Origin of the sequence: Rhodococcus sp. 27YEA6 (assembly GCF_044908235.1) — a bacterium.
GTDB lineage: Bacteria > Actinomycetota > Actinomycetes > Mycobacteriales > Mycobacteriaceae > Rhodococcus_F > Rhodococcus_F qingshengii.
Genome location: NZ_JBIYCY010000009.1, coordinates 105645 through 126045 on the forward strand (window position 1 = coordinate 105645; position 20401 = coordinate 126045).

Annotated in this window: 21 protein-coding genes; 15 read left to right on the top strand and 6 right to left on the bottom strand. The window is 61.6% G+C overall.

Going from position 1 to position 20401, the window contains the following annotated elements:
• Positions 1 to 53: 53 nt before the first annotated feature.
• The gene (locus tag ABH939_RS22195) at positions 54 to 557 is read right to left on the bottom strand and encodes a PASTA domain-containing protein (protein WP_065351522.1); all 504 of its coding nucleotides are present in this window, start codon (positions 555 to 557) and stop codon (positions 54 to 56) included.
• Positions 558 to 766: 209 nt separating this feature from the next.
• Here ABH939_RS22195 and ABH939_RS22200 point away from each other — a divergent pair, with 209 nt between their 5' ends.
• The 5 genes from ABH939_RS22200 to ABH939_RS22220 all read left to right on the top strand — a co-directional run bounded on the left by ABH939_RS22200 (position 767) and on the right by ABH939_RS22220 (position 5827).
• Complete coding sequence (locus ABH939_RS22200; RefSeq protein WP_007730853.1) at positions 767 to 1393, top strand: type 1 glutamine amidotransferase; 627 nt, start codon at positions 767 to 769, stop codon at positions 1391 to 1393.
• A gap of 119 nt (positions 1394 to 1512) precedes the next feature.
• Positions 1513 to 2682: a DUF4185 domain-containing protein gene (locus ABH939_RS22205; protein ID WP_050655976.1), complete on the top strand. Its 1170-nt coding sequence runs from the start codon at positions 1513 to 1515 to the stop codon at positions 2680 to 2682.
• 22 nt (positions 2683 to 2704) lie between these two features.
• Positions 2705 to 3967: a LuxR C-terminal-related transcriptional regulator gene (locus ABH939_RS22210; protein WP_404650145.1), complete on the top strand. Its 1263-nt coding sequence runs from the start codon at positions 2705 to 2707 to the stop codon at positions 3965 to 3967.
• A gap of 148 nt (positions 3968 to 4115) precedes the next feature.
• A complete protein-coding gene (locus ABH939_RS22215; protein ID WP_007730860.1) occupies positions 4116 to 5204 on the top strand; it encodes an S-(hydroxymethyl)mycothiol dehydrogenase in 1089 nt (362 codons plus the stop codon).
• On the top strand, positions 5201 to 5827 hold the full coding sequence (locus ABH939_RS22220) for an MBL fold metallo-hydrolase (protein ID WP_007730862.1): 627 nt from the start codon (positions 5201 to 5203) through the stop codon (positions 5825 to 5827). Before ABH939_RS22215 ends, ABH939_RS22220 begins: the two co-directional genes overlap by 4 nt.
• A 49-nt stretch (positions 5828 to 5876) precedes the next feature.
• On the opposite strand, the gene ABH939_RS22225 is transcribed toward ABH939_RS22220, so the two are convergent.
• Together ABH939_RS22225 and ABH939_RS22230 are read right to left on the bottom strand one after the other, a co-directional pair.
• Entirely contained in the window at positions 5877 to 6851 is a 975-nt protein-coding gene (locus ABH939_RS22225) for a phosphotransferase enzyme family protein (protein WP_269610710.1), read from the bottom strand.
• An 82-nt stretch (positions 6852 to 6933) separates the two neighbouring features.
• Positions 6934 to 7425, bottom strand: coding sequence for an Lrp/AsnC family transcriptional regulator (locus tag ABH939_RS22230; RefSeq protein WP_007730865.1), 492 nt, complete (start codon positions 7423 to 7425; stop codon positions 6934 to 6936).
• Between the two features lie 137 nt (positions 7426 to 7562).
• Here ABH939_RS22230 and kynB point away from each other — a divergent pair, with 137 nt between their 5' ends.
• From kynB to ABH939_RS22245, 3 genes are read left to right on the top strand one after another with little or no spacing between them, the layout of a single operon-like run.
• Entirely contained in the window at positions 7563 to 8294 is a 732-nt protein-coding gene (gene kynB, locus ABH939_RS22235; RefSeq protein ID WP_051649548.1) for an arylformamidase, read from the top strand.
• Positions 8291 to 9556: a kynureninase gene (kynU, locus tag ABH939_RS22240; RefSeq protein WP_030536021.1), complete on the top strand. Its 1266-nt coding sequence runs from the start codon at positions 8291 to 8293 to the stop codon at positions 9554 to 9556. The genes kynB and kynU overlap by 4 nt, the downstream gene beginning before the upstream one ends.
• 52 nt (positions 9557 to 9608) lie before the next feature.
• Positions 9609 to 11042 carry an amino acid permease gene (locus ABH939_RS22245; RefSeq protein ID WP_209448037.1) on the top strand — a complete coding sequence of 478 codons (1434 nt, stop codon included), beginning with the start codon at positions 9609 to 9611 and terminating at the stop codon, positions 11040 to 11042.
• Between the two features lie 13 nt (positions 11043 to 11055).
• Here the strand turns inward: ABH939_RS22245 and ABH939_RS22250 are convergent, their stop codons facing one another.
• Entirely contained in the window at positions 11056 to 11742 is a 687-nt protein-coding gene (locus tag ABH939_RS22250) for a dienelactone hydrolase family protein (RefSeq protein ID WP_404650146.1), read from the bottom strand.
• A 56-nt stretch (positions 11743 to 11798) separates the two neighbouring features.
• Between ABH939_RS22250 and ABH939_RS22255 the strand changes: the two genes are divergently transcribed.
• From ABH939_RS22255 to ABH939_RS22270, 4 genes are all read left to right on the top strand, one after another.
• On the top strand, positions 11799 to 12743 hold the full coding sequence (locus tag ABH939_RS22255; protein WP_404650147.1) for a D-cysteine desulfhydrase family protein: 945 nt from the start codon (positions 11799 to 11801) through the stop codon (positions 12741 to 12743).
• A complete protein-coding gene (locus tag ABH939_RS22260; RefSeq protein WP_050655982.1) occupies positions 12740 to 13597 on the top strand; it encodes an AraC family transcriptional regulator in 858 nt (285 codons plus the stop codon). Before ABH939_RS22255 ends, ABH939_RS22260 begins: the two co-directional genes overlap by 4 nt.
• A 94-nt stretch (positions 13598 to 13691) precedes the next feature.
• Entirely contained in the window at positions 13692 to 14675 is a 984-nt protein-coding gene (locus tag ABH939_RS22265; RefSeq protein WP_030536016.1) for an ABC transporter substrate-binding protein, read from the top strand.
• 420 nt (positions 14676 to 15095) lie between these two features.
• A complete protein-coding gene (locus tag ABH939_RS22270; RefSeq protein WP_404650148.1) occupies positions 15096 to 16262 on the top strand; it encodes an alkane 1-monooxygenase in 1167 nt (388 codons plus the stop codon).
• A gap of 36 nt (positions 16263 to 16298) precedes the next feature.
• Here the strand turns inward: ABH939_RS22270 and ABH939_RS22275 are convergent, their stop codons facing one another.
• Together ABH939_RS22275 and ABH939_RS22280 are read right to left on the bottom strand one after the other, a co-directional pair.
• Positions 16299 to 17216, bottom strand: a complete 918-nt coding sequence (locus ABH939_RS22275; RefSeq protein WP_404650149.1) for a nuclear transport factor 2 family protein — start codon at positions 17214 to 17216, stop codon at positions 16299 to 16301.
• A gap of 32 nt (positions 17217 to 17248) precedes the next feature.
• The gene (locus ABH939_RS22280) at positions 17249 to 17887 is read right to left on the bottom strand and encodes an NAD(P)-dependent oxidoreductase (RefSeq protein WP_030536013.1); all 639 of its coding nucleotides are present in this window, start codon (positions 17885 to 17887) and stop codon (positions 17249 to 17251) included.
• A 167-nt stretch (positions 17888 to 18054) separates the two neighbouring features.
• Between ABH939_RS22280 and ABH939_RS22285 the strand changes: the two genes are divergently transcribed.
• The 3 genes from ABH939_RS22285 (at position 18055) to ABH939_RS22295 (ending at position 20384) form a co-directional block, all read left to right on the top strand.
• A complete protein-coding gene (locus ABH939_RS22285) occupies positions 18055 to 19026 on the top strand; it encodes a serine/threonine dehydratase (protein ID WP_083056412.1) in 972 nt (323 codons plus the stop codon).
• A gap of 58 nt (positions 19027 to 19084) precedes the next feature.
• Positions 19085 to 19486 carry a hypothetical protein gene (locus tag ABH939_RS22290; RefSeq protein WP_063315577.1) on the top strand — a complete coding sequence of 134 codons (402 nt, stop codon included), beginning with the start codon at positions 19085 to 19087 and terminating at the stop codon, positions 19484 to 19486.
• A gap of 61 nt (positions 19487 to 19547) precedes the next feature.
• On the top strand, positions 19548 to 20384 hold the full coding sequence (locus tag ABH939_RS22295) for a DUF1206 domain-containing protein (RefSeq protein ID WP_003943056.1): 837 nt from the start codon (positions 19548 to 19550) through the stop codon (positions 20382 to 20384).
• Positions 20385 to 20401 lie beyond the last annotated feature (17 nt).

A 20401-nucleotide genomic window follows, 5' to 3' on the forward strand; every position in this document is an offset into this window, starting at 1 on the left:
TGTCAAGTAAGGCGCAGTGTTCCCGGAATTGCGAAGTTCGAGAACTCAGCCGATCAGCAGGGGTTCGGTTCGCCGATCTTCACGGCCGAGAGCACGGCTTCGATTTCCCCGAAAGGACTTCCGGCAGAGGGTGTCTGATCGACGACAATCCAGTTGGAATCGACCAGTTGGCGTCGACCCGCGCCGGTTGCGTCAGCACTTCTGGAGAAGAAGACTCCGGCCGACTGAATGGTGTCCTGTGCGTCTTGAAGATTCATGCACACGACGTTGGGCATGACCGCGGGAGCTGCAGCGGGCGTCACTTCCGCGGCGACTGGGGTCGTGGCCAGTGGAGAATTCGTCGTACCGATCACCGAGGTGGTCAATGGAGCCTGAGTCGTCGTGGGTTGAGTTGTCGAGGTTGCAGTGGTGGTCGCGGTGGATGTTGATTCGGCCTCGCTGTCGGTGCTTGTTCCTGAGCACGCGGCAAGTGACGCCAAGGCGAATGCGCTGAGTCCGATGCGAACGGCAGTTGAGGGCGGGCGAATCGATGTCGAAAAGTGGTGTGGTGCGCGCACAGACGTTCCTTGTCGGTAAAGGGGCGATGAAAGCGGAGATTCGAGCGCAGAGCACATCCGACGCCGTCGATGTGCCTTATGTCGAATAGAACCATAGGCTTTCGGCACCGGATTCGAGAGGAATTGCCTACATGCATTTTCTGGAACTACGACACGCGCAGTGTGAACCCCCAGCGGCGTATTCGCCTGTCCTGGAGAGCTACGGAGACGTGCAGACTGTTCTTCTGGGCACCGACCCGCTTCCGGCACATCGACGGTTCGACGCCGTGATCGTGATGGGCGGGCCGATGGGCGTCGGCGATCAGGGCGAGGTCGAGTGGTTGGCATCCGAGATCGAATACATTCGCGATCTGGTCGAGAGCGACGTCCCGGTGTGGGGAGTGTGTCTGGGTTCGCAGTTGCTCGCCGCGGCGCTGGGTGCTCGCGTCTACACGGGCGCTGTGCCTGAAGTCGGAGTTGAGGAGATCACCTTGACTGTCGAGGGCCGGCAAGATCCCGTGTGGGGAGATCTGCCCTCCACATTTCCTGCAATGCAATGGCATTCGGATACCTTCGACATTCCGAACGGCGCGGTGCGGCTCGCTGGTTCAGCCAAGTATCCGAATCAACTCTTCCGATACAAGCAGAGTTACGCCGTTCAGTTTCACCTCGAAGCGTCCTCCGCGGTGGCGCGCGAGTGGATGGAACTGGCCGAGTACCGCGATTCGCTGCATGCTTCGCTGGGAGCGGACGGTCCGCGCATCTTCATGCAGCAGTTGAGTGCAGCCGAGTCGCAGGGGCTCGAGATTGCCGCAGCCGTGATGGAGAAATGGTTGAAATCCATCTCCACCGAATAAGCCCGTTTTGTCCTGATTGACCGATTTACCTGTTACCTTGTGTTCTCGTGGGTGGATGAACCGATCCGGTCGAGCAACACACCTCGTAGAGTCCGGATCTCCCCCGCGAAAGGGGAGCGATGCGCCGGATGCGGAAGATATCGACAGCAGCAGTGACGTGTGTACTCGCGTCGACCGCGGTCTTGGGGGCGACCCAGGCCAATGCATCCCCGTGGGATTGCAATGTCACCGGGAGCTTGGATCAATCAGGTGGGCCGACCAATCCGATTCCCTGGCTCAACGGCACGGATGGCAAACTGCCGGAATTGCAAGGCCGCACCTCGGCGGTCGAGTACATCACGGGCGCGCTGAGCCCCAACCAAACCGTCGAGCGGTTCAACGTTCTCGGCACGGATCTGGGCATCATGTGGGACAACGGCGCAGGTCAGGTCCTGACAGCTTTCGGTGACACCGTCGGTATCGGATCTGACCCTCTGTGCTCCGGGGTGGTCGGCGACTGGCGCAGCAACGTCCTGTTCCGTAGCTCGGACGGAAATCTGTCCGACGGCATGAACATCGACTCCTCACCGACCGACCGACCGAATCACTCGCGCGAGATCATCGGAAGTCTGAAAGTCACCGGCGTCGAAACCAGCAGCATTCCGACGACGGGTATCTCCGTGGGCGGCGTTCAGTACGTCAACTACATGTCGATACGTTCGTGGGGAGGGTCGGGCGAGTGGGTCACCAACTTCTCGCAGATCGCGTCCTCGCACGACAACGGTGAGACCTGGCAGATCGAACCGGCCTCGTCCCGGCCCAATCTGCCGTTGACAGGTAACGACAACTTCCAGATGGGGTCCTTCGTCAAAGACGGTGGTTACGTCTACAACTTCGGCACCCCCGCCGGACGCTTTGGCGAGGGGCGTCTCTCGCGAGTCAAGGAAGCCTCCATCGCGGACGTCGCGGCGTACGAATACTGGGACGGAAAGGCATGGGTCCCCAACAATCCTGCTGCCGCTGCAGTAGTTCTCGACGGGGATGTCAGCGAACTGTCGGTGCAGTACAACAACTATCTCGGAAAGTTCGTCGCGATGTACTCCAACGAGTGGGGAGCGCTGGTGCTGCGGACGGCCTCGGACCTGACCGGCCCGTGGAGCGCACCGGACGTCGTGATCGGCACCGACGCGGTTCCGGGACTCTACGGCGCGTACATGCACCCCTGGTCGCAGGGGCAGGACCTCTACTTTCTCGCCACCACGTGGTCCGACTACAACGTGATGCTCATGAAGACCACGCTGCACCAGTGAACCGGATGGTTATCGTTGAACGGTGAGCACCACCGACAATGCGCTACTGATCACCGCCCTTCGAGACGTGTTGGTGGGACCACTTCCCGAAATCGGCCGACGATTTTCGACGTTGATCGCGGACATGGCGCCGCACACTTCCCTGGTGATCTTCACCCGTGAATGCACCGGTAGGCCGCGCAAGGTCGCTGGGGATCCAGCCGTCGTCGATAGTGTGACCATCGCCGAACTCGACCGTATCCGTACGGATCTCACTGTCGGACAGATATTTCGGGGAAAATGCGCTATCGCCGGCCGGGATCGTGAAGTGCTTGCGATGCTTGATCGAACCGATACGCTTCTCGTTTTGACACCGCACCCCGTACCGGTGAAGACAGCATCCCTCGAATTGATCCAGGCACTGTTCGCAGTGACTTCAACCGGAATTCAGCTCCAGGTCCGGAACGCGAGCCCGGCATATCTCGCCGAGTCGCGGGCAGCGTCGTCCGAGCGTGCACGCACCGTGGCAGAGATGACGGAGGTGCATGCGGCCACCCTCGAGACGATGCTGGCGACGCTGCGCTCGGCGGATCTCGACGACACACGTGCGCGAACCTCGGCCAGGGAGACTGCGGCCTCGGCTCTGATCGGCCTGCGTTCGGCCGTCGACGTGCACCGCGAGTTGGCCGAAGAGTCGACCACCACCGCTTTTGCGCGGATGCGTGGGGAATTGCGTTCGCTGCTCAAGCATCGGGAAATCGCGTTGGAGTTGGTGGAGCCACCCGTCGACGGGCGTGGGTTACCCGGTGAAGTGGCGCACGGCGCCCGCGCGGTCGTCCGCGGCGCGGTCTTGGCCTTGTCGGATCAGCAGACGCTCTCGCGAATCCGGGTGGCCTGGACCCTCGACGCGGCTTCGCTCTCGATCGACATCCGCGACGACGGTGGTGGTGAAGCCGACGTGATCGACGTGGAACGCCAATTACGTTCGAGGGTAGAGACTTTGGGTGGAACCGTCGAATCCGAGTCGACGCCCGGGTGGGGGAACCGGATCAGCGCAACCATCCCGCTCGACGCGCCCGTCGCCCTACCGAACCGCGACGTCCTGACGGAACTGGCTCCGCGGGAGTTCGAGGTACTCGAGCATCTGGTGGCCGGACGGCGCAACAAGGCAATCTCGGAGCGACTCGGCGTCAGTGAGAGCACAGTCAAGTTTCATGTTGCCGGGGTCCTGCGGAAATTGGGCGTCGAGAGTCGGGGTGCGGCGGCCGCCGCGGGCGCCGAGGCCGGCGTGAAGCCTGCACCCTAGTCCTTTCGGCCAGGTCGGTCAGTCAGTTCGACCAGGGTTGCGGGCACCTACTTCGGGCTAACCTTTCAACGAGTGCACATATCGCAATGTGAAAACACGGCGCCATGTGACGACACGTCCTCAATCGCACGAAGCCAGGAGCAAAGCCATGCCACAGCAGGTACGCGGCGTCATCGCCCGATCCAAGGGTGCCCCCGTCGAAATCGTCCCCATCACGATCCCCGATCCCGGCGCCAACGAGGTAGTGGTCGCCATTGCAGCGTGCGGTGTGTGCCACACCGACCTGACCTACCGCGACGGCGGAATCAACGACGAGTACCCGTTCCTGCTCGGGCACGAGGCGTCGGGCATCGTCGAGAGCGTCGGCCCCGGTGTCACTCACGTCGAGGTGGGCGACTTCGTCGTGCTCAACTGGCGTGCAGTATGCGGGCAGTGTCGTGCGTGTAAGCGTGGCCGCCCGCAGTACTGCTTCGACACGTTCAACGCCGAGCAGAAGATGACGCTCGAAGACGGCACCGAACTGACGCCGGCACTCGGCATCGGCGCATTCGCAGACAAGACGCTCGTTCACGAAGGCCAGTGCACCAAGGTCGACGCCTCGGCCGATCCGGCTGTCGTCGGACTGCTCGGTTGCGGCGTCATGGCCGGCATGGGTGCCGCGATGAACACCGGCAACGTCGGACGCGGTGATTCGGTGGCTGTGATCGGGTGTGGCGGCGTCGGCGACGCAGCGATCATGGGTTCACGCCTGGCCGGTGCCAATACCATCATCGCCATCGACCGGGATCCACGAAAGCTGGAGTGGGCCACGGAACTTGGTGCCACGCACACGATCAATGCGACCGAGGTCGACGACGTCGTCGAAGCAGTTCAGGAGCTGACCGGAGGTTTCGGCGCCGACGTGGTTGTCGACGCAGTCGGCCGTCCCGAGACCTGGAAGCAGGCGTTCTACGCCCGCGACCTCGCGGGAACCGTAGTGCTGGTGGGAGTTCCGACGCCGGACATGAAGCTGGAAATGCCGCTGGTGGACTTCTTCTCGCGCGGCGGAGCCCTCAAGTCGTCGTGGTACGGCGATTGCCTGCCCGAGCGTGACTTCCCCGTTCTGGTCGACCTGTACCAGCAGGGGCGTCTGCCGCTCGAGAAGTTCGTCAGCGAGCGCATCAAGCTCGACGAGGTCGAGAAGGCATTCGAGACGATGCACCGCGGCGAGGTTCTCCGTTCGGTGGTGGTCCTGTGACATTGCGAGTCGATCGCGTCGTCACCTCGGGCACGTTCAGCCTCGACGGCGGAACATGGGACGTCGACAACAACATCTGGCTGATCGGTGACGACAACGAAGTGGTGATCGTCGACGCAGCTCACACCGCGCAGCCGATCATCGACGCTGTCGGTGGACGCAAGGTGATCGGAATCGTCTGCACCCACGGCCACAACGACCACGTCACCGTTGCGCCGGAGCTGGCCGAGAAACTCGACGCTCCGATCTACCTGAACCCGGCCGACGATGTCCTCTGGGAGATGACTCACCCCGGGGTGAAGCATCTGAGCTTGGAAGATGATCAGCGTATTGCTGTGGCGGGTACGGACATTCTGGCCATCCACACACCGGGCCATTCCCCGGGGTCGACCTGCCTCTACCTGCCCGAGGCGGGGGAACTGTTCAGCGGCGACACCTTGTTCTCCGGTGGACCCGGCGCAACGGGGCGGTCGTACTCAGACTTCCCGACCATCATCGGGTCCATTCGCGACAAGCTGTTCGCGCTCCCCGCCGAGACCAAGGTTCACACCGGTCACGGCGACGGCACGACGATCGGTACCGAGGCGCCGCATCTCGAAGAATGGATCCGCGCCGGATCCTGATGTGGTCAGAAGCGAAGTGGGGACGCCGGTACCGGCGTCCCCACTTTTGTCACAACGCTGATGCCCAACCGGCGGTGTCGTTCTCACCCGGGATTGCCATCAGGCCGTGCCACAGTTCGAGGATCTCGAACCATTCTGTCTCGGATCGGCTGAGGGGACGGACGGATTCGTAGCCGGCGCGCAGGCTCTGCCGTACCGCGATCGGTGTCGGTCGCCAATCGGTGAACAGGGTGCCCAGATAGACGCTTGCCTTGGCCAGGTCGCTCACCCGGTGGTCGATCACCACGTCGTCGAAGTCGAGTACTCCGGTGGTCCGAGAGTTTCGAGTCAAGATGTTGGCTGCACGGAAGTCGTTGTGTACCAGTTGAGTTTGGTCATCGAGCTCGGACGCACGCGCCAGGAGGCCCACGAACCTACGCGTTGCCTCAGGCGCGAACCCGCGGTCGAAATTCTCGAGCCAACCACCGATGCGCTCCTTCAACCCGGTGCTGCGCGACGAGAAAACCGATCCGTCGACATGGGTGGCGCCGAGCGTTCGATGTATTTCTGCCAGACATGCTCCTGCCGAACGGACCGCCACGCGGTCCTGCACGTCCAACCAATCTCCCGCCAACTCCGGCAGTACGGTGAACGACACTGCGCACGAAGGCCCTTCCAGTGTTTCCCGGTCCAGCAGTGTTTCCCGGTCCAATCCGTTCAGGGAAGTGATTGGCGACGGAACGGGCGCACCCTGCCCGGCGAGTGCGCTCAGCAGTCGCGTCGACGCCTCCAGGTTCGCGAAGCGCTCTGTGGCGCGCGACCACTTCACCACCAGCCCACCTCGGTCGCTCGCAACCCACACAATCGCGTTCTGGTCACTGATCGCCATTCGCGAGCACTCGAGGGCCGTCAATCCCCAAGTCTGCTCGAGTACCGCCGAGACCCAATGGGTGGCTGCGCCGAAGCTGTTGAATCCGAATCGCTGCTTCAGAGCGGCTTCCGACTCCACCGACTCCCAGAGCATGGACAACCCGAGTGGCAACATGCCGTTCGACTCTAGTGGGGGAAGTTCGAATCGAGGTGTCGATCTCGGAAGCACCCGAAGACGCCTTGGCGACAGCTGCAGTTCAGCCGCCTTGACTCAGTTCGCTGAAGATCAGGTTGGTCTGGGTATTGGCGATGGCCGGATCGTTGAGGTGCGCGCTGACGAAATCGCGAAGCCGAGTGGGGGATTCACACGACACGTGCACCAGGAGATCACGGTCCCCACTCATCAGGAACACTCGCTGAACGGAATCCAATCCGCTCAGGTGCTCGGCAATTTCCGTCATCCGACTTCTGGCGTGGGAGTGAATCAGAATCGACACCATCGCCGAGATCTCGAGGCCGAGTAGCTCGAGGTCTATGTCTGCGTGAAACCCCTTGATGACGCCCGATTCGCGTAGAGCGCGCATCCGCGCCAGAGCGGTCGACGGCGCTATCCCGACCTTCTCGGCGAGTGCGTTGTTGGGGATGCGTGCATCCCGGACGAGTTCGCGGAGAATCGCCGTATCGACGTCGTCGAGCCGAACATGATTCGGCCGAGCTGCGGCAGCTGCCCGTTCGATCGCATTTATCATCCGATTTCTCCCTGCCGTCGCGAAAATATTCAGCATCTATTGACCGCGCCCGTCGATGATCCTAGCTTTTGCCAAACACATCGAATTATCAAACGGTCGAGATCTACACAGTCGACTGTTGCGACGAAGGGGTCTGGATGCTTCCGAGGATCGGCCGACACGCGGGCGACGGACACACGGGCGACTGGAGGGCGCGGTTGATCGACATCAGCCCGCCGATCTCCGAATCGACGCCCGTGTGGCCAGGCGATACCGCCTTCACCCGCGCTGTCACGTCCGACCTCGGCGGCAGTGACGCCGTCACCATCAACCGAATCACCACCACTCCGCATATCGGTGCTCACGCCGATGCGCCGGCGCACACTCGCATCGACGGCGCGACCATTGGTTCCGTTCCCCTCGAGCCCTATCTCGGCGAAGCACTGGTGGTCGACATGACGGGGGTCGACGGTGCCGCCTGCATCAGGCCCGTCGAAGAGACGGTGGAGCGACTCGGCGGACATCTGCCGCAGCGGCTGATTCTGAGGACGTACCCGAAGTACCCGCGCGAGTGGGACAACGACTTCGCCGGTGTATCTCCGGAGCTGACCCACTGGTTCGCCGACCGCGGTGGAGTTCTGATCGGAATCGACGGCGCCTCGTTCGATCCGATGGACAGCAAGACCATGGACGGGCACCACGCGGCAAGCGATCGTAGCGTCGCGATCCTCGAAGGACTTTGCCTCGACGACGTCGACGAAGGCTACTACGAGTTGATCGCACTGCCGCTGAAGTTCCTCGACCTCGATGCCAGCCCGGTACGGGCCGTGCTCCGGACTCTGCCTTCATCACCCTCAACGCCGACACATGCAGGAGAAGAATCGTCATGACATCGACAACCACACTTTCGTTGGAAGACTGCGTCAAGGCCGACGCAGTGGATCCCCTGAGGGAGTTCCGCCGCGAGTTCGCGATTCCGGAGGGCGTTCTCTACTTCGACGGAAACTCGCTCGGCGCGCGTCCCATTGCCGCGCAGGAATGCGCCGCGAGAGTGATCGGCGACGAGTGGGGCAACGGCTTGGTTCGCAGTTGGAACGAGGCTGGATGGTTCGACCTCCCGGTCCGCCTCGGTGACAAACTTGCCCCGTTACTGGGAGCAGGTGAAGGCGAAGTGGTAGTGACGGATTCGACGTCGATCAACCTGTTCAAGGCATTGGCCTCTGCGCTGTCCATCGCGGCTGCTCAGGATCCCAGCCGGAAGGTGATCGTCTCCGAGCGCGACAATTTCCCCACTGACCTCTACATTGCGGAGGGCATCATCTCGCTGCTCGATCAGGGATACGAACTACGCCTGATCGACCAACCGGGCGACCTCACCGAAGCAGTAGGACCGGACACCGCCGTAGTGATGTTGTCGCACGTCAACTACCGCACCGGAAACCTGTATGCGATGACGGAGGTCACTGCAGCAGTGCAGGAACGTGGCGCCCTCATGATCTGGGATCTCGCACACTCGGCCGGCGCCGTCACTGTCGATCTGAGCGGTGCCGACGCCGACTTCGCGGTCGGGTGTACGTACAAGTACCTCAATGGCGGTCCGGGTTCACCTGCATTCATCTGGGTCAACCGTCGCCATCAGAACACCGGAATCCAGCCGCTGTCCGGGTGGTGGGGGCACGCGCGACCATTTGCGATGGAGTCGGCCTACGAACCCGGCGCAGGAATACGACGGTTTCTGAGTGGTACTCAACCCATCACGTCGTTGTCACTCGTCGAGTGTGGTCTCGACGTCATGCTCAAAGCTGACATGGCCGACATCCGCAGCAAGTCGCTCGCGCTGGCCGATCTCTTCATCAGCCTCGTCGAGGAGCGTTGCGCTGATTACGGTTTGCAGTTGATCACGCCGCGCGAACACGAGAGTCGTGGATCGCACGTGAGTTTTGTTCATCCCGAGGGCTATTCCATCATGAAGGCTCTCATCGCGCGGGGCGTCATCGGCGACTACCGCGAACCAGGAGTGCTGAGGTTCGGTATCACTCCGCTCTATCTCGGATACGCCGACGTGTGGAACGCCGTCGACGTGTTGCGAGACATCCTCGAGAACAAGTCCTGGGATCGCCCCGAATTCCGCGAGCGCGACGCAGTCACCTGATTCTTCCAAGTTTCCGCGGACCGGGAGGTACCGCCTTTCGCAAGGAGCTTTCATGAGTGATTTCAAAAACATTCAGCAGCGAGAATCAGGTCTCAAACGCGAACTCGGCCCCAAGCAGATGAGCATGATCGCGCTCGGCGGTGCGATCGGCACCGGACTCTTCCTCGGCAGTAAGTTCGCCATCGGATTTGCCGGCCCGAGCGTCATCATCAGTTACGCGATCGGCGGGTTGATCGCCCTCCTGCTGATGGGTGCCCTCGCCGAAATGACTGTTGCACATGCGACATCAGGTTCGTTCGGTGCGTACGCAGAGTTCTACGTCGGACCGTTGATCGGCTTCCTCGTTCGCTATCTCTACTGGTCGTGCATCGTCCTCGCGGTCGGTACCGAGGTCACCGCAATCGGTGAATATATGCAGTTCTGGTTCGCCGACGTACCGTCATGGCTGTGGATCGTGTTGTTCTCCGGAGTGCTGATCGGCGTGAACATGTTCAACGTCAAGGCCTTCGGAACGATGGAGTACTGGTTCTCGACGATCAAGGTCTTCGCGATCGTGGCGTTCATCGTGATGGCAGCGTACGTAGTGTTCGGTAGCGGGAACCCGGACTACGGATTTCACAACTACACGGCCGGTGGCGGATTCTTCCCGAATGGTTTGTCCGGCATGTGGTTTGCCGTGATCGTATCGATCTTCAGCTACTTGAGCATCGAGATGATCGCCATTGCAGCCGGTGAGGCGGAAAACCCCGCGGTGGCGGTGAAGAAGGCGTTCCGTGTGACGATCGTCCGACTGTTCGTCTTCTACATCGCAACGCTTGCCCTGATTCTGGCAATCGCTCCGATGGACAAGATCTTGAGCGGCGGAAGTCCCTTCGTCACGGTGATGCAGGTTGTGAAGATTCCGGGCGCAGACAGTGTGCTGAACTTCGTGGTGATCATCGCCGCGCTGTCCGCGATGAACAGTCAGCTGTACGTGTCTTCGCGAATGATGTTCTCGCTCTCCCGTGCTGGTGACGCGCCGGCCATTCTCGGCAAGGTCAGGGCCAACGGCTCACCGGTCAATGCCTTGCTGCTGTCGACGTCGGGTATCGCCGTCGCAACCATCGTCTACGTGCTCTTTCCCGAGCAGGCATTCACCTTGATGATCTCGCTGTCGATGTTCGGGGCGATGGCGACGTGGCTGCTGATCTTCGTGACGCACTGGTTCTTTCGCAAGCGGATGGCAAGCGAAGGACGAACCCTCTCGTTCACGATTCCGTTCTTCCCGGTGGGGACGATACTGGGTGGTGTCCTCATGGTCGCGATCCTCGTCACGACATTGTGGGTCGAGGATTTCAAGATGACCTTGGTGTTCGGGGTGCCGTTTGTTCTTGCCGTGATCGGCATCTACTACTTCACCCGATCACGTCGGGCGCAGAGTCGAGCGGTAACGGCTGAACAGATTCAGGACGAGATCACCGGCACGGTGGTCAAGCGGGTTCCCTGACTCGCGCTGGCAATCACAGGGTTTCGGCGAAGAACTCCACAGTGCGGGCCCAGGCGAGAGCAGCAGAATCCGGGGCGTAGTGGCTGGTCGAAGTGTCGTTGTTGAACGCGTGGCCGGCGTCGGCATAGCGGTACACCCGGGCGAGATCGGACGCGGTTGCGCGCAATTGCTCGACGCTCTCCGGCGGGATACTCGGATCGAGGTCGCCGTAGTGACCGAGCCACGGGACCTGCAGTTGCGCTGCAAGTTCGGTGCCTGCGGCAATCCCATCCCATCGGGCTTCTGCAACGCCGCCACCGTAGTACGTGACAGCGGAATCGACGAGGGGTACGGCGGCACACCACAGGGATGCGGTGCCGCCCATGCAGAATCCGAGGGAGCCGACGTTGTCTGCTCCCTCGGATCGGCTGTAGTCGACGGCGGCACGTACGTCGTGGCCGATGCTTGTGCTGTCGAGTGCCATGAGCGCATCCTTCGCGGACGGGAAGTCGGTGAAGGAGGTCTGTGCGCAGCGGTGGTAGAGATGCGGGGCGACGGCAAGGTAGCCGGCATCGGCGAGGCGTTCGAGGATGCTCTCGATGTGTTGGTTCACGCCCCACGCTTCTTGGAGAACTACTACCGCATGTCTCGGTTCACTCGGCGAATCCGGTCGGCTGACGGTCAGCGGTACATCACGTGTGGTCGTCGTGAAAGTTCCCATGTCCCGACTGTATGCGAGCCCAGCCTGTAGGTGCACGGTCGAACTAGACTCGTCAAATGTTGAGTTCCGCCGTTCCGCCGATCAGCTTGGGCAGTTGGCCGACGCCCGTCGAACCTCTGGCGCGTTGCGCGCAGGCACTCGGATTGGGGCCGGAAGATCTGTGGATCAAACGTGACGACGTCACCGGCCTGGGCGGCGGCGGCAACAAGATCCGAAAGCTGCAGTACACCTGCGCTCAGGCTTTGGCCGTCGGCGCGACGACTCTGATCACTACCGGTGCACCGCAAAGCAATCACGCTCGCTTGACTGCGTCGGCAGCAGCCCGTTTGGGATTGCGTTGTGTGCTGGTGCTCGGTGGTGCCGAGTCGGAATCCGCGCAGGGAAATCTCGTTCTGGATGCACTCGCGGGCGCTGAGATCGTCTGGGCCGGTGGGGACACGGCATCCGCGCTCGACGCCGCGGTGCAGGCCGTCGCGGACTCGGGCGGTGTACCTTTTGTCATTCCCTTCGGTGGTACCAGCGCGGTGGCTGCGCAGGGATACGTGGACTGCGCACGCGAGATCGAACAGCAACTCGCCGGCGTCGATCGCGTCGTGGTTGCACTCGGATCGGGTGGAACGATGGCAGGCCTTGTCGCGCATCTGGGCGTCGACAGAGTTGTGGGCGTCGACGTCGGGGCTGTTGCCGACCCGGTGTCGACTGTCGCTGGGTTGTTGGACGAGATGCCTGGTCCGACCGTGCGAGCCGCAGATCTTCAGATCCTGCGAAACCAAGTTGGACAAGGATATTCGACGCTCACGGAAGCATCAGCCGGCGCGATCCGATGTTTGGCTCGTACTGAGGGCATCTTCCTCGACCCGACGTACACCGGCCGAGCCTTTGCGGGATTGATCCAACTCGTGAAGGACAAAGCCATCACGGCGGGATCAAAAACGGTCTTCCTGCACACCGGTGGGTTGCCTGGCCTGTTCGGACATCCCGAACTGTCGACGCTGCGGTGAGCGAGCAGATCGACTACCCGCTCAGCAGTCCGCTCGACGAACTGTCCGAGTGGCAACGCGTAGTGCGACCGCTGCGCGTCAGTGCCGACGGGTACTTGCGGTTGGCGACCAATCGGCTGGCCGTCGATTCCGACTACACCTGGGAGATGCACCGCCACAGCGATCACGAATTGCTGTGGGCGATCGACGGTGTTCTCGAGGTCCGTACTCCGGAGACTGTGTACACGGTGCCGAGCGGAGTCAGTCTGTGGATCCCGTCCTTTGTTCCCCACGAGGTGACAGCGCGCAGCGGCACAGAATTGTCGTGCACGTGGTTGGTGGCATCCGATGTGACCGGGTTGGATCGTGTGGTGGCCTTGTCCACCCCTCCGCTGCTCGAACAAGTACTCGATCACCTCACCCGAGACGACCTGACCGACGCGGCTCGTCGACGAGCCGAGGCGTTTGCCATCGACCTCGTCGAACCTGTTCCGCGACTGATTTTCGATGTACCGCTGCCGACGACGCCGTGGCTTCGGCAGATCGCAGATCAGTTGGTCGCCAGCCCGGCCGACACCCGATCGGTCGAGGAGTGGGCCACCGACGCGAAGGTCAGTACGAGGACTCTCACACGAAGGTTTCCGGCCGAGACCGGATTGACCTTCTCGGAATGGCGTATGCGATTGCGGGCTCATCACGCGATGCAACTTCTGGCACTCGGTCGAAGCATCTCGTTTGTGGCGCGGAAGACGGGTTTTCGTTCCGAAAGCGCGTTCGGTGCGGCTTTTCGTCGAACGATGGGCGTGACACCGGGGGAGTTTGCAAGCCTGATCGATCATCCGCGCGCGCCAATGACCGATTGGCTACAGGACTAGTCCGAACAGCGACTCAAAGCATCTCGATCGGACTTGTGCCGTGCCGCAGAATGAACTTAGGGTTGGCTAAACAATCACCCTGTAGGAGTTCTGCGTGCGCGCAATTCGATCATTTTCTTTCGGTTCCAGAGTCATTGCAGCGGCGGCGGTTGCCGTCGTAGGTGCGATGGTGGTGACCGGCTGTTCCTCGTCGTCGGCCGACTCCGAGCAGACGGACGTCCGGACCGTCGCGTCGGCGTACGGGGACATCGAGGTTCCGGTTTCACCTGAGCGCGTCGTCGCCGCGTCGTACGACACTCCTTGGCAGCTCATGTCCCTCGGAGTGAAACCGGCTGCTGTGCAGGACTACGGCAAGTGGATCAGTGAATTCACGCCGGAGCAGCAGGCCTTCGTCGACGGGCTCCCGACCATCGGGCCTTTCGGGGAAATGAACTTCGAAGCGATCGCTGCGGCGGATCCCGACATCATTGTCGGCGACGCCGACGAGGTGGACCAAGCGGCGTTCGACCGTCTGTCCGGCATTGCACCCACCGTCATCGTCAAGGGAGAGAGCCGAGGCGACTGGAAGAAGATCACCACCGAGCTTGCTGAGGCAATTGGCAAGACCGACGTGCTCGAGTCGACGCGGACTGCTTACGAAGAGAATCTCGAACGTGTCCGTGGCGAGTACGCCGACGTGATCGCGACCAACAAGTGGATTCACATTTCACTCGGAGACGCGCCCGGCGCTTTCTCGGTTCAGCAGCCCACCGGTGCGATCGGCAATTTGGTGGTCAACGAACTCGGATTGGCGTACGGGCCCGGTGTTCCGACCAATTACACCGATGCCGGATACGCGTCCTATCCGATGGAGCAGTTGGCCGACATCCTGAACGGCGTGACGGTCGTGCTGTATCCGCTGAACGCGGACGGGTCGACCAGTGCGGCGGTTCAGGCGGTCCTCGACGACAACCTCTTCACGAGGCTGCCGGCGGCGCAGGCCGGGCACGTCTTCGGATTGCAGTCGAGCGTTACAGACTTCGTGACCGCGAACGGTTGGCTGAACGAAGTGAAAACGAAGGTGTTTGCAACGCTCTGACGCTTGCTCACCTTTCCACTGCGTGCCCGCAACTGACCAGTTGAGGGCGCGCAGTCTTTTTGGTCGCCACTACGAGCGGAAATCCTGTCCTCTGCTTATGATTTCTGTCACTGCCGGTTACCGTTACTTCGACGAGGGCGACGCGGTTCGACCTTGCCTTGGCAGGGATCATCGATCCTCGGCGACGTGCGGAGGTGGTCGCCATCCCCGCAGATCCGTGGGGTATTTTGTCCGTATCTACTGTCGGGGTGAGCAGTGATGTGCGGGGGAGTTTTTGGTGAGTACAAGCGCTCGTGCCGTCTTTCGAGCAGGGCGCTCTGGATTTCGGGACCATACCCGTCCGGACATTAGTTCTGGTTTGCTGAGCGTGAACGGTGCGTGGGGCGAATCGTTCGAGGGGACGAAAGGCGAGATCGGCGAATGACAGCGACTTCCGACGCACGGCGTACCGAATCGAACGCTGTCCAGAACACCGACTCGCCGTCCGGCGAAAATCCGCGCTGGCGCGACCGCAAGAGGTACCTGTGGCCGCTCGGATTGCTGATTCCACTCAGCCCGTTCCTCTCCTGGATTCTCGTCGACAACCTTCGTCTCGGATTGTTCTGGGCGACCGGCGCGTGGCTACTGGTCATCGTCATCCCGATCATCGACGTGCTGGCCGGTGAAGACGGCGAAAGTCCGCCGGACGATGCGATCCCACGACTGCAGAAGGACCGCTACTACCGCTGGTGCACTTACGCGTTCCTCCCCTTGCAATACGCCGGTCTGGTCTTCGCCTGCTGGTGCTGGATCAACGCTCCGATGGGAATCGCGGAGAAGATCGCGATGTCGTTCACGGTGGGCGTCGTCGCCGGCGTCGGTATCAACGCGGCCCACGAGCTCGGCCACAAGAGCGAGAAGATCGAACAGTGGCTCGCGAAAGTGGCGCTTGCGCAATCTCTCTACGGGCACTTCTACGTGGAACACAATTTCGGCCACCATGTGCGTGTAGCTACTCCGCAGGACCCGGCCAGCTCACGGTTCGGTGAGAGCTTCTGGAGGTTCTTGCCACGAAGTGTGTTCGGCGGGCTGCGTTCGGCATGGCGCATCGAGAGCGCTCGACTCCAGAGGAAAGGCAAACGAACCTGGAGCTTCGAGAACAATATTCTCAACGCTTGGGCGATGAGTGTTGTCCTCTTCGCGACGCTGGTCGGTATCTTCGGTTGGGAGGTCGCGCCCTGGCTCCTGCTGCAGGCAGTTGCCGGATTCACCTTCCTCGAAGCCGCGAACTACCTCGAGCATTACGGCCTGCTGCGTGGCAAGCGTGCCGACGGCTCGTACGTTCGCTGCAGCCCCGCTGACAGTTGGAACAGCGATCACGTCGTGAGCAATCTGTTTCTCTACCAACTGCAGCGGCACAGCGATCACCACGCCAACCCGAAGCTGCGGTACCAAAGTCTGCGTAGCGCGGCCGAAGCGCCGCAACTTCCGGCCGGCTACGCAGTGATGATCGTGATCGCGTGGATTCCACCGCTGTGGCGCCGGGTGATGGATCAGAGATTGTTGGACTACTACGACGGCGACACAGAACGAATCAACGTCGGCTGATCCGCATCCCTCTCTGAACTGTTCGGAGTTGCCGTCTCAGCGACCGTCGTCCCACACGGTGTTGCCGCTTGCAGTCGTCGACGGGTAGTCCTGGACGGCGTCCCAATGCTCGACGATTTTGCCGTTCTCGTCGAATCGGAAGATGTCCATCGAGCCGCTGCCGGCCGTTCCCTCACCGGACGAAGCGAAGGTCTGAACAAAGACGAAGTCGCCCTCGGCTACCGTCCGTGGAAACTTGGTGGCCTTGTCTTCGGTAACGGGTTCGATCCCGGCCAGTGCGGTGACAAATGCGTCCTTGCCGTCAGCGAACGAGGGGTTGTGCTGCGTGTAGGTCGGACCGACCAACTGGTCGGCAGCCTCGGCGGCTTTGCCTTCGTTGAAGGCGAGCTGCAGGAACGTCAACGCGTTGGCCGTGTTGCGCTCCAAGACTTCTGACGAGTTGGACGGCGACGAGGTGGGTCCGTCGAACATCGTGTTCGGATTCGCGGACGTTTCCGGCACGTCTTGAATGGCATCCCAGTGTTCGACGATCTTGCCGTTGTCGACGCGGAAGATGTCGAACACGGCCTGGCCGCGGTCGCCGGGTGCAGACGTGGTGTGGGACTGGAGGGCAACCAGATCGCCCTCGGCGAAAACGCGAGTGATCTCGGCATGCAATCCGGGTGTGGCCTCGACGTAACCGCCTATGCCGCTGACAAATCCAGCTGCCCCATCGGCGGCGGTGGGGTTGTGTTGGATGTAGACGTCGCCAAGGTATCGGTCGGCGGCTTGCTGAACCTGACGGCCGTTGAACGCCAGTTCGTAGAAATCCGTGACGACGGTCTTGTTGGATTCGAGTTGATCGCCCTTTTCGGCAACAACGCTCGTGGACGTCGTAGAACTGCTGGGCGTTGCGGATTCCGCGTCGTTGGAGCACGCGGTGAGCAGGAGTGCGGCGGCAGCGGGAACAGTCATCCAGGCTGCGCGCCTACGAAGGTTGCTCATATTCAGTGTGCGACGGTGAAACGCTGGCGACGGTGGGCCGGAGTCTCGATCTCGTCGACAAAAGCGTGGGCGTAGTCTTCGCCCGCGATGGCGGAGTTGCCCTCGGCGTCCGTCAGGAGAATGTCGCCACCCAACTGGAACGATCCCTTCGGGGCGACGCCGGCATGGGCACCGAACGCTGCGGCCGGGCTCACGTAGAACCAGTCGACATTGCTGTCGGTCGCGCGGAGCGCATCGAGGACGTCGGCGTGAGCGAGTGCCTCACCCTTGTATGCGTCCGGGAAGTCGGGGGTGTCGACGACGCGTGGCCCACCCTCGGAGACCAACAGGCTGCCGGCGCCACCGACTACGGCAATGCGAGCACCGTTGCGTGCGGCGGCATCTGCGAGGGGAGTGACGGCGTCGAGCAGGCGCTTGCCGTCGATCTCGCGAGCGGGGATGGCAACGACAACGACGTCGTTGTCTGCCGTGATCTGCTCCACGATCGTGTTGTCGTGAACAGAACCCTGCACGACATTCGTGTCGGTTCCGGACTGCGCGCTGCGAGCGACGACGGTTACCTCGTGGCCGCGTGAAGCGGCTTCTTTCGCGATTGCGCTTCCTGCAAAACCGTTTCCACCGAATACTGCGATCTTCGACATGGGGTGTGCCTTTCCTTGATGTCGTCGTTGTGCTTGTAGTAGTAAATTTATTCACCCCGAGCTGCATTGTCTCGGTCAGTTGCGGGCATTCCTTGGTGAAAAACAGACATCATGATGACGATGGGCCGACTGCTTCGGGTCGAAGTTGCGAACCGTAGGGTTGGTACATGACTCTCACCGCCGACAACAATGCAGGTCCAGTGGCAATCGAGCGCTCGGACGTCGAAGCTGCGCGGACTCGTATCGCAGGACTGGCGCGGCGTACTCCGATCTTTCGCACTGCGCTACCGACGCCACAGGGTGAGGTACCGGTTCTGTTCAAGCTCGAGTACCTCCAGCACGGCGGTTCCTTCAAAGTGCGCGGCAGTCTCAATGCAGTGGAACGAGCGGTCGCCGACGGCACCATGCCCGATGCCGGCGTGGTGATCGCGTCTGGCGGCAACGCTGCAATCGGGGCCGCGTGGGCAGCGCGGCGACGAGGACTCACCTGCACAGTGGTGGTACCGGAGACAGCGCCTGATGCCAAGGTGAAGGCTCTCGGAGAGTTGGGTGCAACCGTTCACAAGGTAGGCGACCGGTATGCACTCGCTGCTGCCGCTGCGGCGGACATCGCACGCACCAGCGGTGCGCTCGAACTGCATGCCTACGACCTGCCCGACATCGTCAGTGGGGCCGGCACCATCGCTCTCGAGCTCGAAGACGACGCATCCGGACCGATCACGTATTGCGTTGCAGTCGGCGGCGGCGGGTTGGTCTCTGGAATCGTCGCGGCGGCTCGTCCCGAAGATCACGTGGTAGCCGTCGAGCCGACCGGAGCTGCCACCTTGCACACCTCGCTCGATGCGGGGCGTCCGGTGGATATCGAAGTGAACAGTATCGCCGGAGACTCGTTGGGGGCTACACGAATTGGTGCCATCGCCTGGGAGACACTGCATGAGAGTTCGGTAGACAGTGTTGTGGTCGAAGATGATTCGATCCGACAGGCGCGGGCATTCATGTGGCGGGAGTTCCGGATTCTGGTGGAGTTGGGAACCGCGGCAGCATTGGCTCCGGTTCTGAACGGAACGGTGTCGCCGCCGTCCGACGGTGAACTGTGCGTGGTTTTATGCGGAGCCAACACACATCCGACCGACCTGTAATTTCAGCGTATTTGTTTGCCTGCGTGTGAGAAAGTCGCAGGTGGGTACCTCTCGCAGTATGAGTACCAGCAGCATTATCTGGATAATTGTTGCCGTGGTCGTGGTGATAGCGATCGTGGCCGCACTCCTGTGGGTGGCGCGAAACAGGCGTGACGAGCGTCGTCACATCGAGGCAGAACAGATCCGCGAAGACGTCGCAGACAAGTCACTGCAAGTAGGCGAGCGCGAGGCGCGGGCAGAAGAGACAGCAGCCAAAGCGCGCATGGTGCAGGCAGAGGCCGACGCCAAAGCGGCGGAAGCGTCTGCGCTGCAACATCATGCAGCGCAGCATCGGAAAGAGGCGACGAGTTCTCGCGACGAACTGAACCAGCAACGAGATCATGCAGACGCGATTGACCCCAAGGTTCCCAACCCCGAAGAACCGCGGTCGACGCCGGATCAGAACCCTCGAAACCCTTGATCTCGAAACACTTGATGCAGGCGTTCGAGGGAAGCGTCTGCCCGTATATGGTTCGACGATCATGATGAATAAAGAATCGTCACCGCACGACCAGAAGAGCGTCGCGTCCACGGCGGCTGACGTCGCACAGAACAATGTCTTCGAGCGCTTTGCCCGTGCCGGATTCGTCGTCAGCGGTGTGGTTCATCTGCTGATCGGATATATCGCGATCCGCCTTGCTCTCGGTGGATCCGGGTCTGCGGACCAATCGGGTGCGATGGCCGAGTTGGCAGGAAAGCCAGGGGGTGTCTTCGCTCTGTGGGTCGGCGTCGTGGCCTTCCTTGCCATGGCGTTGTGGAGATTGGCCGAAGCTGCGTTGGGAAGCTCGTCGTCGCCGTCCTCTGACGACAAGAAGAAAGAGTTCTTCAACCGCGCAAAGGCTCTGGGCATTTCGCTCGTCTATTTCGGTTTTGCTTTCACTGCATTCGGATTCGCCCGCGGTAGCGGGAAGTCCAGCAGCGGTCAGAGTGCGGGGATCACGGCGCGTTTGATGGAGAACACGCTTGGAACTATCGCATTGGTGATCGGCGGGATCGCGATCATCGCCGTTGGTGTGTACCACGTGTACAAGGGCGCGAGCCAGAACTTCCTCGATGATCTGAAAGGCACACCCAGCAACTTCGTGCGCCGACTCGGAACCGTCGGGTACGTCGCCAAGGGCTTGGCCATCGCTGCAGTCGGCATTCTGGTTCTTCTTGCGGTCAACAGTTCCGAACCCGGCAAGTCCTCCGGACTCGACGGAGCGTTCAAGACGCTGGGCGCGCAGCCGTACGGAGTGGCGCTGCTGATCCTTGCCGGATTGGGCATCATCACCTACGGGCTCTACTGCTTCGTGATGGCGCGCTCGACGAAGATGTAGCGCCTGTAGGCAAGTGG

Bases quoted from the DNA above. Each gene is read 5' to 3' on its own strand.
- ABH939_RS22250 (WP_404650146.1), bottom strand. From the start codon at position 11,742: ATGGGAACTTTCACGACGACCACACGTGATGTACCGCTGACCGTCAGC.
- ABH939_RS22295 (WP_003943056.1), top strand. From the start codon at position 19,548: ATGATGAATAAAGAATCGTCACCGCACGACCAGAAGAGCGTCGCGTCC.
- ABH939_RS22255 (WP_404650147.1), top strand. From the start codon at position 11,799: ATGTTGAGTTCCGCCGTTCCGCCGATCAGCTTGGGCAGTTGGCCGACG.
- ABH939_RS22230 (WP_007730865.1), bottom strand. From the start codon at position 7,425: ATGATAAATGCGATCGAACGGGCAGCTGCCGCAGCTCGGCCGAATCAT.
- ABH939_RS22205 (WP_050655976.1), top strand. From the start codon at position 1,513: ATGCGCCGGATGCGGAAGATATCGACAGCAGCAGTGACGTGTGTACTC.
- ABH939_RS22275 (WP_404650149.1), bottom strand. From the start codon at position 17,216: ATGACTGTTCCCGCTGCCGCCGCACTCCTGCTCACCGCGTGCTCCAAC.
- ABH939_RS22280 (WP_030536013.1), bottom strand. From the start codon at position 17,887: ATGTCGAAGATCGCAGTATTCGGTGGAAACGGTTTTGCAGGAAGCGCA.
- ABH939_RS22270 (WP_404650148.1), top strand. From the start codon at position 15,096: ATGACAGCGACTTCCGACGCACGGCGTACCGAATCGAACGCTGTCCAG.
- ABH939_RS22245 (WP_209448037.1), top strand. From the start codon at position 9,609: ATGAGTGATTTCAAAAACATTCAGCAGCGAGAATCAGGTCTCAAACGC.
- ABH939_RS22215 (WP_007730860.1), top strand. From the start codon at position 4,116: ATGCCACAGCAGGTACGCGGCGTCATCGCCCGATCCAAGGGTGCCCCC.
- kynU (WP_030536021.1), top strand. From the start codon at position 8,291: ATGACATCGACAACCACACTTTCGTTGGAAGACTGCGTCAAGGCCGAC.
- kynB (WP_051649548.1), top strand. From the start codon at position 7,563: ATGCTTCCGAGGATCGGCCGACACGCGGGCGACGGACACACGGGCGAC.
- ABH939_RS22290 (WP_063315577.1), top strand. From the start codon at position 19,085: ATGAGTACCAGCAGCATTATCTGGATAATTGTTGCCGTGGTCGTGGTG.
- ABH939_RS22285 (WP_083056412.1), top strand. From the start codon at position 18,055: ATGACTCTCACCGCCGACAACAATGCAGGTCCAGTGGCAATCGAGCGC.
- ABH939_RS22225 (WP_269610710.1), bottom strand. From the start codon at position 6,851: ATGTTGCCACTCGGGTTGTCCATGCTCTGGGAGTCGGTGGAGTCGGAA.